The 14927-nt window shown below is 45.2% G+C and carries 15 protein-coding genes and 1 pseudogene; 4 read left to right on the plus strand and 12 right to left on the minus strand.

The window, feature by feature from the left end; all coding sequences use genetic code 11:
• Positions 1 to 23: 23 nt before the first annotated feature.
• Complete coding sequence (locus tag LA20533_RS02665; RefSeq protein ID WP_054746325.1) at positions 24 to 431, minus strand: YwiB family protein; 408 nt, start codon at positions 429 to 431, stop codon at positions 24 to 26.
• Positions 432 to 503: 72 nt separating this feature from the next.
• Here LA20533_RS02665 and LA20533_RS02670 point away from each other — a divergent pair, with 72 nt between their 5' ends.
• Genes LA20533_RS02670 through mscL form a run of 3 tightly spaced genes read left to right on the plus strand, consistent with a single transcriptional unit; the run spans position 504 to position 3113 of the window.
• Positions 504 to 1337: a lipoyl protein ligase domain-containing protein gene (locus tag LA20533_RS02670; protein ID WP_082611577.1), complete on the plus strand. Its 834-nt coding sequence runs from the start codon at positions 504 to 506 to the stop codon at positions 1335 to 1337.
• Entirely contained in the window at positions 1330 to 2688 is a 1359-nt protein-coding gene (locus tag LA20533_RS02675; RefSeq protein WP_056946676.1) for an HD domain-containing protein, read from the plus strand. Before LA20533_RS02670 ends, LA20533_RS02675 begins: the two co-directional genes overlap by 8 nt.
• A 41-nt stretch (positions 2689 to 2729) precedes the next feature.
• The gene (gene mscL, locus LA20533_RS02680) at positions 2730 to 3113 is read left to right on the plus strand and encodes a large conductance mechanosensitive channel protein MscL (RefSeq protein ID WP_054746324.1); all 384 of its coding nucleotides are present in this window, start codon (positions 2730 to 2732) and stop codon (positions 3111 to 3113) included.
• Positions 3114 to 3195: 82 nt separating this feature from the next.
• Here mscL and LA20533_RS02685 read toward each other — a convergent pair whose 3' ends face one another.
• Positions 3196 to 3639 (minus strand): DUF3284 domain-containing protein, encoded by a 444-nt coding sequence (locus tag LA20533_RS02685; RefSeq protein WP_056946679.1) that lies wholly within the window; start codon positions 3637 to 3639, stop codon positions 3196 to 3198.
• Positions 3640 to 3651: 12 nt separating this feature from the next.
• Positions 3652 to 5028: pseudogene (locus tag LA20533_RS02690) on the minus strand (6-phospho-beta-glucosidase); the annotation flags it as partial.
• A 75-nt stretch (positions 5029 to 5103) separates the two neighbouring features.
• On the opposite strand from LA20533_RS02690, the gene LA20533_RS08995 reads away from it, so the two are divergent.
• A complete protein-coding gene (locus LA20533_RS08995) occupies positions 5104 to 6123 on the plus strand; it encodes an acyltransferase (RefSeq protein ID WP_418189841.1) in 1020 nt (339 codons plus the stop codon).
• A 47-nt stretch (positions 6124 to 6170) separates the two neighbouring features.
• Here LA20533_RS08995 and LA20533_RS02700 read toward each other — a convergent pair whose 3' ends face one another.
• The 9 genes from LA20533_RS02700 to metG form a co-directional block, all read right to left on the minus strand.
• Positions 6171 to 7142 carry a ribose-phosphate diphosphokinase gene (locus tag LA20533_RS02700; RefSeq protein ID WP_056946685.1) on the minus strand — a complete coding sequence of 324 codons (972 nt, stop codon included), beginning with the start codon at positions 7140 to 7142 and terminating at the stop codon, positions 6171 to 6173.
• Between the two features lie 82 nt (positions 7143 to 7224).
• Positions 7225 to 8613 (minus strand): bifunctional UDP-N-acetylglucosamine diphosphorylase/glucosamine-1-phosphate N-acetyltransferase GlmU, encoded by a 1389-nt coding sequence (gene glmU, locus LA20533_RS02705; protein WP_054746322.1) that lies wholly within the window; start codon positions 8611 to 8613, stop codon positions 7225 to 7227.
• Positions 8606 to 9004 (minus strand): hypothetical protein, encoded by a 399-nt coding sequence (locus LA20533_RS02710; RefSeq protein ID WP_056946688.1) that lies wholly within the window; start codon positions 9002 to 9004, stop codon positions 8606 to 8608. The genes glmU and LA20533_RS02710 overlap by 8 nt, the downstream gene beginning before the upstream one ends.
• A gap of 264 nt (positions 9005 to 9268) precedes the next feature.
• Entirely contained in the window at positions 9269 to 10099 is an 831-nt protein-coding gene (purR, locus tag LA20533_RS02715) for a pur operon repressor (protein WP_056946691.1), read from the minus strand.
• Between the two features lie 104 nt (positions 10100 to 10203).
• Positions 10204 to 10446, minus strand: a complete 243-nt coding sequence (locus tag LA20533_RS02720; protein ID WP_054746320.1) for a Veg family protein — start codon at positions 10444 to 10446, stop codon at positions 10204 to 10206.
• 126 nt (positions 10447 to 10572) lie between these two features.
• Positions 10573 to 11445 (minus strand): 16S rRNA (adenine(1518)-N(6)/adenine(1519)-N(6))-dimethyltransferase RsmA, encoded by an 873-nt coding sequence (gene rsmA / locus LA20533_RS02725; RefSeq protein WP_054746319.1) that lies wholly within the window; start codon positions 11443 to 11445, stop codon positions 10573 to 10575.
• The gene (gene rnmV, locus LA20533_RS02730; RefSeq protein ID WP_056946694.1) at positions 11442 to 12029 is read right to left on the minus strand and encodes a ribonuclease M5; all 588 of its coding nucleotides are present in this window, start codon (positions 12027 to 12029) and stop codon (positions 11442 to 11444) included. Before rnmV ends, rsmA begins: the two co-directional genes overlap by 4 nt.
• On the minus strand, positions 12010 to 12786 hold the full coding sequence (locus tag LA20533_RS02735; protein WP_056946697.1) for a TatD family hydrolase: 777 nt from the start codon (positions 12784 to 12786) through the stop codon (positions 12010 to 12012). The genes rnmV and LA20533_RS02735 overlap by 20 nt, the downstream gene beginning before the upstream one ends.
• Positions 12786 to 14798 (minus strand): methionine--tRNA ligase, encoded by a 2013-nt coding sequence (gene metG, locus LA20533_RS02740; protein WP_056946700.1) that lies wholly within the window; start codon positions 14796 to 14798, stop codon positions 12786 to 12788. The genes LA20533_RS02735 and metG overlap by 1 nt, the downstream gene beginning before the upstream one ends.
• Positions 14799 to 14927 lie beyond the last annotated feature (129 nt).

The raw sequence follows: 14927 nt of genomic DNA on the forward strand, positions 1-14927 counted from the left end.
AGTCTGTCTCCAATAATACTATTTTATTTGGTAAAAATCAATTCAAAGAAATAGTTTCCCACCAAGTTTACACCAGTGTATAAATCGTACTCAATGACAATCTTTTCCGACTGCACATCGGGCTGGCTTCTTTTGATAGACTTGGTCTGTGTAGCAATCTCCATTGTCTGACCATCGACGACATACTCAGTACTTACCCTTTGGCCAACGGCAAAATGGAGCTTTGAATAGTTGGCCGGGGCGACACCACGTTTTAATTCAACCTTATTCCCCATCGTCTCGATGCGTACCGGAATCGTCCCCGACTCACGGTAGTTAAGGATAAATTTGCCATCTAGTTCCTCCAGTTGCCCGCGCTCCGAAAACTCAAAGCTTTCCGTTTCTGGTCCCTGTGTAATCGTCGTTTTCACTCTCACCTGAACTAATTGCATTTAATTACCTCTCAATTAAGTATTTTCCGACTGGTTTGTTATAATTTAAGCATATGGAAAAGGAGGTCGAACGTGTTATTTGAAGATAGTAAAGACTTCCTGGTGCTCAACCAGTATTTTGCAAAGAACGAGGCGTTAGATGCTATCGCGACCTCTAATGTCTTACTCTACCTGGCTGGGAGGCTCAAACGTCCCATCCTCCAATTCTGGACTCTTAATGATACAGTAATTTTAGGGCATATGGATACAAAACTCAAATCACTTGGTCGCGGACTCGCCGTCATTGAGCAGAATCACTTCAATTATGTAGTGCGCAACGCCGGCGGCCTGGGCGTCGTTAGCGACGCCGGCATCCTAAACGCCTCATTATACTTTCCACAACAAACGGGCGTCTCCATCAACGCTGCCTATGAGGCGACAACGAAACTGACGGCGGGGGCGCTCAGTTCGTTTGATGTTCAGGTAGAGCAGAGAGAAGTCAGTACGTCCTACTGTCCTGGTACCTACGATCTGAGCATTGGCGGGCTCAAGTTCTCCGGCCAAGCGCAGCGGCGTGCAAAGGACAACATCGGCATCATGCTCTATTATAGCGTGGTTGGTAATCAACAAGCACGCGGGCAGATGATGCACGACTTCTATGAACAAGCAAATAGACCTGCACACCCCAAGCTGATTTTTCCAAGCGTCGATCCTAACGCGATGACTAATCTAGCGGACTGCATTTCGTTAGCAAATCAAACAGCAAACGAACAGCTCAAGCAACTGATTTTGGCCCAGCTTTTACGCCAAGGCAACAAATACTCAGAGGTCACGCTGGAATCAATCATCGATAATCAATTCATTTACGACTTCGAGCAGAATCTGGCTGACTTAGCCAAACGAATGGAGGCTCTTCCACATGCATAATACGGCATACAACTTGGTCAAATTACCAAAAGAAAAGGTTTTTCGTGATCCAGTCCACAACTATATTCACGTTCAGTATCAGGTGATTCTTGACCTGATTGATACACACGAGTTCCAGCGACTGCGCCGCATCAAGCAGCTCGGAACGACCAGTTATACTTTCCACGGTGCAGAGCATTCTCGCTTTGAGCACTGCCTGGGCGTATATGAAATTACGCGCAAAATTTGCGATAAATTCGATCGTAATTTCAAAAAACAAACGCCAGGTGATGGTCTTTGGGACGAATCAGAACGCATCGTTGCCCTCTGTGCAGCCCTGTTGCACGACGTAGGTCATGGACCCTATTCCCACACTTTTGAGCGGCTCTTTAACACAAACCACGAGGCCATTACTCAGCAGATTATTACGGATGAGACCACAGAGATTAACCGGGTGCTCCGCACTGTCGCCCCAGACTTTCCTTTGAAGGTAGCCAGCGTGATTGGCAAAACTTACCCGAATCCCCAGGTCGTCCAGATGATTTCTAGTCAAGCAGATGCCGACCGCATGGATTATCTGTTGCGTGACGCGTACTTTACCGGTACACAATACGGTAGTTTCGATCTCACCAGAATTCTCCGCGTCATTCGCCCTTACGCAGGTGGCATCGCGTTTGACCGTGGCGGCATGCACGCAGTCGAAGACTACATCGTTTCCCGCTTTCAGATGTACCAGCAGATTTATTTCCATCCGGTGTCCCGCTCAATGGAAGTCATATTGGACCACCTCTTGAAGCGCGCCCAAGATATCTACCATGATGGTCAACTTGAGGTAGTCGATCAACTCGCCCCATTTCTGGCACACAACTGGACCTTAGCCGACTACCTGAGCCTCGATGACGGTGTGTTAAACACCAACTTCGGTATCTGGCGGCACCATCCGGACCCAATCCTCAGCGATCTTGCGACCCGGTTCCTCGACCGCCGCCCGTTCAAGTCGGTTGAATTCAACGACGAGACCGTCACATTACTACCTAAAATGCGGGAATTAATTAGTCAGGTAGGCTTCGACCCGGAATACTACACCGCCATCAACGATAGTTTCGACCTACCATATGACTCATACGACCCCCACGCAGAAAATCCGAAGACGCAGATTGAGATCATGCAGGATGATGGCACGCTGGTTGAGTTATCAGAGTTTAGCCCGTTAGTTCGCTCAATCATGGGTGAACAAAGTGGTGATGCTCGTTTCTTCTTCCCAAAGACGATGCTTGTTAAACAACACCAGACCCAGATTTTCGAACCAATTTACCAAGAGTTTCAACAACATATCAAGAATAATCAACTAATTAAGTTGGCCAACGACTAACAGACAGACACAAGAAGAAAGGTAGGAACAGAACAATCAAAATGATACATGAATTTAAAGAGTTTATTAATCGAGGCAATGTGCTGGATATGGCCGTCGGTGTGCTGATTGGTGGTGCACTTTCAACGCTGGTTAAATCCCTCACCAGCAATCTTTTGAACCCACTAATCAGTATTTTCTTAGGATCAATCGACCTCTCCGCCATCAAATTTCGCATCGGCAGTGCGTTATTCACAGTTGGTAACTTTCTGAACGACGTGATTAGCTTCATCATTATCGCGTTCATCGTATTCTTAATCGTGAAGTTCTTCAATCACTTCAGGAAAGAAAAGAAGGATGCTGGCAGCATCTCACCAACTGAGCAGTACCTGAAGGAGATTCGGGATTTGTTGCAACAAAGTAAGACCGATACACCAGAAAAATAAGCATTCATTGCTCCAGACAAAAAAACCAGTTCTGCACGTCGTTTCACGAGACCCGATGTGTCGAACTGGTTTTTATTATTTATTAGTTAGATTCCGTATTGGCAAGGGTCTGTTGGTAGAATTCCTCTATCTTCTTACCCATCTGTTTCAGGCGCTTACGGCGCACCCAACCGAGAATGAAGCCAGTCAATTTGTTGTTCAAATCAACGGTAGCACTACTTCCACTAACGTGCTCCACGTAAGATAGCTCTGACTTCTTCTCACCCAGGGGCTTGATTCGATAACTAACCTTATGCGCATTCTTACCAGAGTGCATCTCATATGCGTAGAGTTCGTCATCCTTGAAGTCGGTCACCTCGAGCTTACCATACTGCCCGTTAGCAAATTTCTTGTCGAACGAGAAATCTTTTAATTGTGAACGCGAAAGTACAGTACCTGTCTGCTGCTTAATATCCTCAATCACCGATTCTGTAATTTTGTTAAAAAAGTACTTTGCAGGTACATTTGCTACAACTTTAGCCCTCATCAATCAACTCTCCTATTCTAATTCTGCGCCATTTGTCGAAATGACGTGTTGGAACCAAGCGAAGGAATCCTTCTTGTAACGATCTAAGGTTCCTTCACCTTTGTCATTCTTGTCTACATAGATTAAACCATACCGCTTATCCATTTGACCAGTACTTGCGGAAACAATGTCAATTACTCCCCATGGAGTATAGCCCATCAGCTTGATATCATCACGCAAGACACCATCACGCATGGCCGTAATGTGGTCGCGCAGATAGTCGACACGATAGTCATCGTGCACAGTCCCATCCTCGAATTTATCGATGGCACCCAAACCATTTTCCACAATAAATTGGGGAATCTGGTAACGATCCTGAATCCAGTTCATCGAGTAGCGGAGTCCAAGTGGATCAACCTGCCAACCCCATTCCGAAGCTTCCAGGAACGGATTCTGAATTAAGTATTCGCTCTCACGGTAACTGAAATCAGCATCCTCTTGGTCCTTAGCCTTGACGGTGAATGACATGTAGTAGCTCCAACCAACATAATCAACTTTGCCGGTCTTTAGAGCTTCTAAATCTTCTGCCGTGATATCTAGGTTAAAGTCCTTATTTTCGAAATAACGAGCTAGCCATGCAGGATATTCACCACGAACATGCACATCACTGAAGTAGTAACGGGTCTGCATTGCCCGCTCCGCCTTCATGATATCAGTTGGCTTAGAGGTTGCCGGATAGATTGGGCACATCGCTATCATGCAACCAACTTGCATTGCAGGGTTAATTTCATGCGCAATTTTGACAGCTAGGGCACTGGCGACGAGTTCGTAGTGCGCAGCTTGGTACATCGTCTTCTCAGCATCCTCCCCGGGCTTCACAGTAATACCCGAGTTAGTGAACAGTGTGAAGGGCCGATCGTAGTTAGTCTGGTTGTTAATCTCATTAAAGGTCATCCAATACTTAACCTTATTCTTGTACCGGTTAAAGACAGCAGTGGCGAAATTGACGAAGAAGTCAATCACCTTACGGTTCCGCCAGCCACCATACTCAGTTACCAGATGATATGGCATCTCGAAGTGCGAGAGAGTAACCACGGGTTCAATCCCGTATTTGAGGCACTCATCGAACAGATCATCATAGAATTTCAAACCCGCCTCATTTGGCTCTGCTTCATCGCCATTAGGAAAGATTCTCGTCCAAGCAATGGAGGTTCTAAAACACTTCAAGCCTAATTCTGCAAACAACTTGATGTCTGCTTGATAACGGTGATAGAAGTCAATTGCCTCGTGGTTTGGATAAACTTTCCCAGGGAGTACACCCTCCGTAATTTCACGTTCCGCAGTACTTGAACCTTGAGTCATCACATCGGCTACACTAGCTCCCTTGCCGCCCTCTTGCCAGCCACTTTCTTACTAATTGAGAAAAAGATCTAGAATTTTTAAGGGAGTGTCAAAAATATTGTGTAAACGCAAATTTATGAATATATTGATTTTCTGAGGATATTTTCTGCTATTCTCGTTGTGATGACTCACTCATTAGCGCCGTTTGCCGTTCAAAATATTTTCTACGCCAGGTTACTCAATAGGTTTGCTAGCGTTGCTGTTCCAATCTTTTTTATTCTCAGTGGTTATTCAGTAATTTACACAGTCAAGAGACATCCTAATATCAGTTTCCTTGATATAGTAAAACATGACCTAAAAAGACTTTTTCTACCTTATATCACTTGGAGCCTACTATACTTTGCTTATCTCGTATTGAGTCATTCAGCTCGAGATTATAATATCAGGTACTTAATTACCCATATATTATATGGTAATATGTGGTACCATACCTATTTTTTGTTGATTATGATAATTCAATACCCAATTAGCATAATGTTTTACAAATTAATGCAAAAGTATAGTAAATTAATTTTCATGGTTCTCCTTATTTCACCAATCATCGTAAGCCTTGTTACAGGCATAATTCCTATTAACTTTATCAACCGTATATTGTGGTTAAGCCCATTACAATGGGGAATTTACTTTTATATTGGTATCTGGTTACATGAACATAATTATCTTGAACATCTAAGCACACCTATTGTTTTAACCAGCTACATAATACTTGCAATTACATTAACTGTTGCACTATTCATTGAACGATTACAGACCAATCAATTTGTAATATACCTTGAATACTATGATCCTTTACTTATGACTCTGGCCACATTGATTATCTTTTATAAACTAGGTACTTGGATCATAAAGATACTTCCACAGTTACATTCTCCAGTAAAATTTCTATCAAGCCTAACATATACTCTGTATCTTTCTCATCCAGTGATTCTAATTATTTTTAACAGAATACATTTCGAGCCGTTTAATGCACGCGGTACATTCACATTATTCGTTTATTTTCCAATTGTACTTATTTCCGCAGTTGTTTTAGCAACTATACTTAACAAGTCGGAATCCGTACTGCTAAATTTTCAAACCAAATATGCAACAGCAAAAAAGCATTGAATGATAGTCCAAAAGGACTAACTTCAATGCTTTTTGAATCAACTCTTTTATCTGCTCTTAAATCTTGTTTCAAACAATGGACTAACAGGTTTATTCTCATAAATCCGTTTGATGGCATCCCCGATTAATTGACCAACCGATACGACGGTCATCTTATCAATCCGTTTTTCTTCTGGAATGTTAATTGAATCAGTAATAATTAACTTCTTAATTGCGGAATTCTCAATTCGTTCGATGGCCGGGCCAGACAGAACCGGATGCGTACAACTTGCATAGACTTCTGTTGCACCCTCATCAATCAGCGCTTGTGCGGCTAAAGTAATTGTCCCCGCCGTGTCAATCATGTCATCAATCAGGATGGCACGCTTACCTTTGACACTACCGATAATATTCATGACCTCGGCCACATTTGCCTTAGGCCTTCTCTTATCAACAATCGCAATTGGGGCCTTCAAGAACTCAGCCAACTTACGTGCTCTCGTCACACCACCGTGATCAGGTGAAACAACCACAGCATCCCCTTCTAAGTGATTAGATAAGAAGTAATCAGCCAAAAGTGGGGCACCCATCAGATGATCAACCGGAATATCGAAGAAACCTTGAATTTGTGCTGCATGCAGATCAAGTGCAAGCACACGGGTTGCCCCAGCACGGCTAATCATATTCGCAACTAACTTCGCTGTAATTGGCTCTCTGGCACGAGATTTTCTGTCCTGTCTAGCGTAGCCATAATATGGGATCACCAAGTTGATTGTTTTAGCCGACGCGCGTTTCAATGCATCAATCATGATTAACATTTCCATCAGGTTGTCGTTTACAGGTGCGCTAGTAGACTGGACGATGAAGACATCGGCCCCTCTAATCGACTCGTCAATATTGATCTGAATCTCGCCGTCACTAAATTTCTTGACACTCGATTTCCCAAGCTCAACACCAACTTCTTGGGCAATTTTTTTGGCCAAAGGTTCATTTGAGTTCAGTGAAAAAATCTTCAAATTTGGATCTGCGTATTGTGTCATCTTTTCCTCCGCAATAAATACTTTTACCAAAGTAGTATTCTATCAAAAAAAAGGTCCGAAATAAACGCTCTCTAATCTTTTACTAATTCCAATTTTTATCATGTCCTAATGGTAAACGCTTCCAGAAATCAAGCTTGTTCTCTTGCCTACTGCGAGCAATCGCCATCGCGTGACGTGGCACGTCCTTCGTAATCGTTGAACCGGCTGCCACAAACGAATTCGGCTCCATCACTACGGGTGAAATAATATTTGAGTTACTACCGATGAAGGACTTATCCCCAATTGTCGAATGGAATTTCTGCACACCGTCATAATTGACGAAGACCACGCCACAACCGACGTTGACGTCCTTACCAATCGTGGCATCCCCCACGTAAGTCAGATGGCCAACCTTAGAACGCTCGCCAATCACTGCCTTTTTCACTTCAACGAAGTTCCCAATATGAGCACCAGACTTAATTTCTGATTCAGGTCTGAGGTGTGAGTTTGGTCCAATATCGGTGTGATCGTGCATGATGGATTCCTCAATGGTTGATGAAGTTACGACCACGTGATTACCAATCGTCGAATCAACAATTCGTGACCCGCTTTGGATCTGGCAATCTGAGCCAATCACAGTACGTCCTTTTAACACAACGCCACCCTCAATCACTGTATCGCTGCCAATTTGGACCGTACTATCAATGTACGTATTAGCTGGATCGACGAACGTCACACCGTTCATCATGTGTGCCCGATTAATTCGGGCCTGCATCAGTTGGTTGGCCCGCGCCAGTGCTACTCTGTCGTTGACTCCCATCGTTTCGTCGAAGTCAGCGGTTTGATATGCACCGATGCTCTCACCTTGGCCACGCAGAATTTCCATCACATCGGTCAAGTAGTACTCGCCCTGAGCATTATCATTCGTTACTTGGTGGAGGGCTTTGAAGAGTGCCTGATTATCGAATACGAACACGCCTGTGTTAATTTCCTGCACTGCCTGTTCTTGCTCGTCGGCATCTTTTTGCTCGACAATCTTCAATACATTACCGGCAGCATCACGGATGACACGTCCGTAACCGGTAGGGTCTGGCGCAACGGCAGTCAGTACGGTTGCCTTAGCATCAGACGCATCGTGAGCGGCAAATAATTGTTCAAACGTTGCTGCCGTCAGCAGTGGTGTATCACCATTGATGACTAGCGTGCTTCCCTGTTCCTGTTCAAGTAGCGCGCTTGCTTGTAAAACCGCGTGGCCAGTTCCTAGTTGTTCGGCCTGGCGAGCAAATGAAACTCGTTCGCCGAGCTTTTCTTCTACAGCCGCCGCCCCGTGACCAACAATGGCCACAATTTGCTTTGGCTCAACTGCTTCTGCCTGGTCGACTACGTGTTCAACCATGCTCTTCCCACATACTTCGTGGAGTACCTTATATAACTTTGATTTCATGCGAGTGCCTTTACCGGCCGCGAGAATGATGACATAACGATTATTCATGTGTACGATCCTTTTTAACCGCTATTGTGCGGGTTTTAGAAATTTTTTCATAGATTAAACGTGGATTCCTGAAGAAAAGGCTGACAAACAGGTGCAGGAGGTAGACGGCAACGATGGCCACCGAAACCCCCACAACTAAGAGCGTTTGGGGCAAATCCTTCTCACTAACTGTGCCCGTGTATGCCAGCCAATCCGCCGTCCAGAAGAAGATGAACGGAATAATGATTAACCATAACTGGGTCTGGCGCCAATTTCGTTTGAAATAATACCTGAGATAAACGCCAAAGGGGAGCGTCAAAAGTAGGTTAAACGCAGTCTGGATAAACGAAGCCGAGATCAAAGCGCCCTTATACGTCCCCGGATCCGTCAACACAAATGGTGAATATTTCATAAATTACCGCACAAATTCAAACGGGTGTAGATTCATGGTTAGCGTTGTCAGCGCCGCCACACTGGATTGACTCGGCAGTGGTAAGATTACCATGAAATAAACAGTCAATAGATAGAAGATAAAGGAATAAATCACTACTGCCCGCCAAGGAATGAACGACTAGTTTTTGCGGTACTGCACGGAGAAGATTGGGAGGAACAGCAAAAGTGCTACAAACGGGAAGGCAATTAAAGCTGACTTAACGACTGGCAGGTAGGTGCTCACCTAGAACACCTCCCAGTCCGTCTTCATTAAGAAATTGCCTGGATGGACCTTAATCATCTTCTGTTCCACGTTCACTTCCTCAATATCGATGAGTGACAGGTAATCTTTGATCACCTTCTGCTCAGTAGAACGAGTCTCACAAAGTACGGCCATACCAGCCACCTCACAGTCAAATTCCTTAACTAACTCAGTCATCCCGGTTAAAGTTCCGCCGCCCTTCATGAAGTCATCCACGATGAGCACGCGTGAATTTGGTTGCAGGCTTCTCTTTGCCAGTTCCATTTTCTCAATTCTCTTGGACGAGCTAGCTACATAATTAACACTAATAGTAGAACCTTCTGTAATCTTCGCCTTTCGTCTGACAATCACGAACGGCACGTTCAAAAATTCGCTCACGGCCGCAGCAAGGGGGATTCCCTTGGTCTCGACGGTCATTACCGCGTCAATCTCTTCAAAGGCAAAACTAGTAGCAATTAATTCACCAATCTGCCTTAAAGTCTGGGGATTGCCCAGGATATCAGACAGGTAAACAAAGCCGCCAGGAAGTATCCGGTGGCTATCATCAATTTTTTTGCTTAAATTAACTAAAACATTATTGGCAATCTTGCGGCCCACGAAAGGAATGTAGCGTACACCACCACTAGCACCAGCAACAGTTTCAAGGATTCCGTTCTTGTGCTTAGCGAGCGTGTGCTTCACGATTGCGAGATCCTCACTTATTGAGGATTTTGCAACATCGTATCGTTCGGCAAAAAAAGGTAGAGCAATCAATGTGTGCGGCCGAGCCATGAGATAGCTTGTCATATCGACCAATCTTTCAGAGCGTTTCAAGCGACTTCCTCCATTCGAATATTCATGTTTAAGAATACCGCAAAAAAAAGAAAATCACTAGTATTTTACGAAAAAATACTAGTGATTGTTCGTGATTTATTCAATTAAATTACTTCCTCGAACTCGAGTTGGATGGTCTTGGTCAAAAGATCCGTGTAGCTGTAGCTTACGCGTTCGAAGTTGTTCTCGTCTTGATCTAGTTCAACAACGAAAACCGCAGGGAAAGTCTTTCGTAGTGTTCCTTTACGCCGGGTCACTTTCTTTCTTCCCGCTTGGGCGACGACAGTCAAGCTCTGACCAAGATGGTCGTCAAGTTGGTGCTTAATCGATGCTATTGTTATAGGCATTTGCTTCACACTCCTTGTGAAACAATTATAACAGGTTTTCCACCGCAATGCAAATTATCCACAGGGAGTACTATCATTGCCTGTGGATATATTTTACTCATTATTTGGTCAAAATTTAACCAAAAATTATTTTGCGTCTACCAATTCTGTCAACTTCAAGTAGTCAGCTATACTTAACTGTTCTGCCCGCCGATTCTCAGCAATAGCGGCAGCTCGCAATAATTCGTGTAAATCATCAATCGTCTGCAGCTCCTGACCAACCAGATGTTTCAAATTGTTATAAATGGTTTTGCGTCTTTGAGCAAAACTCACCTTAACGATTTTGTTAAACAAATCCTTGTTCGGTAGCCTAATTGGCTGTGCCTTACGCACAATTTGCACCACAGCCGAATCAACTTTTGGTGCGGGAGTAAAGGAACTTGGCGGTACATTCAGTGCGATGTGCGATTCCATGTCCAGCTGGACTGCGATCGACAGCGGGCCGAAGTCCTTCTTCCCCGGCTGCGCCTCGATGCGGTCAGCTACTTCTTTTTGCATCATGACTGTGAGTGATTCCAGCGGAATTCCACTCTCCAGAAAGCGGAAAATAATGGGTGTTGTGATGTAGTAGGGCAGGTTAGCCACAACCTTGACCGGCTTAGTCGGATCGAAATAGCCCTCAAAGTCCTTATTAAAATCCGTTTGCAGAACATCTTGATGCAGAATTTTGATTTGAGCGTCTGCGGGTAACTCATTCGTTAGCACTTCAATCAACTTACCGTCGATCTCATAGGCCAGCAACTTTGCACCCTGCGCGAGAATTTGCTCCGTCAAGGCGCCAATTCCCGGGCCGACCTCAATTACCTGGTCCCCGGGCGCGATTTCAGCCGTGGTCACAATACTGTTAATCACAGCCGGATTGGTCAGAAAGTTCTGACCTAAACTTTTCTTGGCCTGCAAGTGATAGTGATGCAGAATCTCGCTCGTTCTGATTGGATCAGCAATCGGTAGTCTCTTCATCGTCTCTCCCATTTCTCTAGTACAGTCAGCAATTCAGCCTTAGTAATTCCAAAAGTCACCAGTCGCCGCTCAAATTGTTTCGCGTTCGCATAACCAATTTCCAACTGTTGACCCACAAAATCACGCTTCTGACGGGCAGTTGCACCCACAATTAGCCCTAGATCGAGTAGTAGATTGTGGTTAATTTGCTCTGTCGCCGCTAATTCACTTGTCGTCTGCTCGTGTAGATTGTTTAGCGCATGCGCCAAAGTCACCCCACTGGCGTGTTCTACTCCAAGACTACCGTGGCTCTTGCTGGGCACTGCATCGGCCCGCTTCAGGAAAGCCTGTTTAGCGGTAGGTACGACCGCTGTTACCTTGCGGCGAATTCGCTCACCATTGAAATCGGGATCCGTCAAGATCACCACAGGGCGTGTCTCCGCCACCTTCTTGATTTGAAGCAAAGTCTCCGCAGAGATCTCTGAACCATTGGTTTCAATCGTCTCTATGCCAGGGAAAAACAGTTTGAGCCGCTTCGTGTCGTCACGTCCCTCGACAATGACTACTTCAGCGAATTTATCTGAGTTAGTTTTCTTTGATTCCATACAGCTCCATCGTATTCCGATATGTCGCAGCAGCGACTTCTTCCACGCTCAATCCCTTTAAGGTAGCTATCTGCTCCACCACATAACGCGTATATGCTGGCTCGTTCTGCTTACCCCGGTAAGGTGTAGGAGTGAGGTAAGGCGCGTCGGTCTCGACCAAGACGCGATCTAGCGGTACAACGCGCGCAGACTCATGCACCTCATGAGCGTTCTTGAATGTTACCACACCACTGAAAGAGACCTGTAATCCGAGATTCAAGAACTTTTCAAGCCACACTTTGTCGCCGTTAAAGTTATGAATCACGCCACCGTATTCCAACGCTTGACTATCCTTTAAGATGTCGTACGTGTCACTCATTGCATCCCTTGTATGAATATTTACGGGTAATTTCAGCTCATGCGCCAGCTCTATTTGTGCTTGAAAAACCGCACGTTGGGTTGGCCTAGGCGAATCATCCCAGTGGTAGTCCAGACCAATCTCACCCAGCGCCACCACTTTCTCTCGTTGCAGCTGACTCACCAGAATATCTTGTTCAGTTTCATCAAATAATTTACTATCATCCGGATGAAAACCCACGATGGCGTACATGTTGGCGAATTGCTCGCTCAGGCGAATCGCACGTTCGTTTAACTCGCGGTTAGATCCCACATTGGCAATCTTTACTACACCAAGCTCTTGTGCATGATCAACGTAATCCTGTTCATGTGTCCGAAAAGGCACGTCATTTAGGTGCGTGTGTGCATCGAAAATTTTCATTAGCCTAATAACGCCCCGTTTGCGTGTTCTGGTCCCACAATTGCCAATTTGACCGTCTCACCCATCTCGCTGGATAAAAGCATACCTTGGCTAAGCTGTCCAAGCATCTTTCTCGGCTTCAGATTCGTAATTGCCACTATCTTCTGGCCGACTAATTCCTGTTCCGCTGGATAATACTGCTGCATCCCGGAAAGGATCTGGCGCGGCGTACCCTCGCCGAAATCGAGTGTAAACTTTAATAACTTATTAGATTTAGGAACCTTTTGGACGGCTAGAACTTCACCAACTTGAAGCTTCAACTTGTCGAAATCATCAATGGTGACGAACTCCGTTTCTTCTATGGCCGCCGTGGTGTTTTGGCCCGCACTGTCCTTCTTCTCAGACCGACTCTCCTTTTTTGGTTTTGCCTTAGCCATCTGATCCTTGATGTACTGGACTTCAATCTCGTTATCGAGTCGGGGGAAAATTGGGGTTGGCGTCTCGGAGACTTTATTACCCCAGTCGTAGCCACCAAAAGCACGCTTAGTCATGGTCGAATTATCGATGTCCAACCCAAGTTGCTGGAACATTTCCACTGGAGCTTTCGTCATGATGGGCTTAATCAGGAGCGCAATTAACCGTAAACTCTCTGCCAAGTTGGTCATCACGGCCTGGAGACGGGTGGCCTTGGCCTCGTCCTTTGCTAAGATCCATGGAGTCGTCTCGTCGATGTATTTATTTGCACGACTGATAAACTGCCACACGGCATCTAATGCCTTTGAGAAGTAGAATTTATTCATATTCTCGCTGTAGGACTTGATCGTGTCAGCTGCCATCTGCTTGAGTGCGGTGTCAAACTCATCGAAGTCGCCCTGAACGGGCGCGACCACACCGTCATGGTACTTGTTAATCATCGAAACTGTTCTGTTCAATAAATTACCAAGATCGTTTGCCAAGTCGAAGTTCACCCGTTCAACAAAGTCCTCCGGAGTGAAAATCCCGTCGTTACCAAATGGAATGGCGCGCATCAAGTAATAACGCAGCGAGTCTAGTCCATAACGTTCAACAATCATCTCTGGGTATACAGCGTTGCCCTTAGACTTCGACATCTTACCGTTCTTCATCAATATCCAACCGTGACCGAACACTTGCTTAGGCAGTGGTAAATCAAGCGCCATCAGCATAATTGGCCAGTAAATTGTGTGGAAACGGATAATTTCCTTACCCACCAATTGGACATCTGCAGGCCAGAATTTCTTGAAAAGGGCGTCGTCTGGACCGCCGTATCCGAGTGCCGTAATATAGTTTGAAAGAGCGTCAATCCAGACATAGACTTTGTGCTTCGGATCACTTGGCACAGGAATTCCCCAGTCGACAGTCGTCCGCGTCACTGAAAGATCTTCTAGTCCTGGCTTAATGAAGTTATTGATCATCTCATTCTTACGCGATTCAGGCTGGATGAATTCAGGGTGATCTTCATAGTATTGCAGGAGGCGATCAGCATACTTACTCATCTTGAAGAAGTAGCTCGGCTCCTTAACTAGCTCGACCTCATGGCCGCTTGGCGCCTTACCGCCTGTGACATTTCCTGCCTCATCTCGGTACACTTCTGCTAGTTGCGACTCGGTGAAGAATTCCTCGTCCGATACCGAGTACCAACCAGAGTACTCACCCAGGTAGATGTCCCCCTTGGCCAGTAGTTTTTCAAAAATCTGCTGCACAGCCTTAACATGATCGGCATCTGTTGTGCGAATGAATTTATCGTAGCTGATGTCGAGCATTCGCCAAAGATCCTTATAGCTCGCCGCCATTTGATCCACATAGTCCTGCGGTTTTAGGCCTTCCTTCTCGGCGGTCTCCTCAATCTTTAGGCCATGCTCATCAGTTCCGGTTAGGAAGAATGTGTCATACCCAAGCTGTCTTTTATAGCGCGCCAGAACATCGGCAGCAACCGTCGTATAGGCGTTACCAATCGTCAATTTACCAGACGGATAGTAGATAGGGGTCGTAATATAAAAAGTTTTGTCAGTCATTAATATTTGCCTCTCAATAAAAATCTAATCTAGTATATCATAGCATTTAACGTCTTCAATTTGACCAGCATTTTAAGAAAAATATTGTACTATTGCGTGCTGATTAAGCGTAAAATTAAAGGTATAGTA

Origin of the sequence: Amylolactobacillus amylophilus DSM 20533 = JCM 1125, from assembly GCF_001936335.1 — a bacterium.
GTDB lineage: Bacteria > Bacillota > Bacilli > Lactobacillales > Lactobacillaceae > Amylolactobacillus > Amylolactobacillus amylophilus.

Bases quoted from the DNA above. Each gene is read 5' to 3' on its own strand.
- LA20533_RS02685 (WP_056946679.1), bottom strand. From the start codon at position 3,639: ATGAGGGCTAAAGTTGTAGCAAATGTACCTGCAAAGTACTTTTTTAAC.
- rnmV (WP_056946694.1), bottom strand. From the start codon at position 12,029: ATGGAATCAAAGAAAACTAACTCAGATAAATTCGCTGAAGTAGTCATT.
- mscL (WP_054746324.1), top strand. From the start codon at position 2,730: ATGATACATGAATTTAAAGAGTTTATTAATCGAGGCAATGTGCTGGAT.
- LA20533_RS02720 (WP_054746320.1), bottom strand. From the start codon at position 10,446: ATGCCTATAACAATAGCATCGATTAAGCACCAACTTGACGACCATCTT.
- rsmA (WP_054746319.1), bottom strand. From the start codon at position 11,445: ATGAAGAGACTACCGATTGCTGATCCAATCAGAACGAGCGAGATTCTG.
- LA20533_RS02665 (WP_054746325.1), bottom strand. From the start codon at position 431: ATGCAATTAGTTCAGGTGAGAGTGAAAACGACGATTACACAGGGACCA.
- LA20533_RS02675 (WP_056946676.1), top strand. From the start codon at position 1,330: ATGCATAATACGGCATACAACTTGGTCAAATTACCAAAAGAAAAGGTT.
- LA20533_RS02735 (WP_056946697.1), bottom strand. From the start codon at position 12,786: ATGAAAATTTTCGATGCACACACGCACCTAAATGACGTGCCTTTTCGG.
- LA20533_RS02700 (WP_056946685.1), bottom strand. From the start codon at position 7,142: ATGACACAATACGCAGATCCAAATTTGAAGATTTTTTCACTGAACTCA.
- LA20533_RS02710 (WP_056946688.1), bottom strand. From the start codon at position 9,004: ATGAAATATTCACCATTTGTGTTGACGGATCCGGGGACGTATAAGGGC.
- metG (WP_056946700.1), bottom strand. From the start codon at position 14,798: ATGACTGACAAAACTTTTTATATTACGACCCCTATCTACTATCCGTCT.
- glmU (WP_054746322.1), bottom strand. From the start codon at position 8,613: ATGAATAATCGTTATGTCATCATTCTCGCGGCCGGTAAAGGCACTCGC.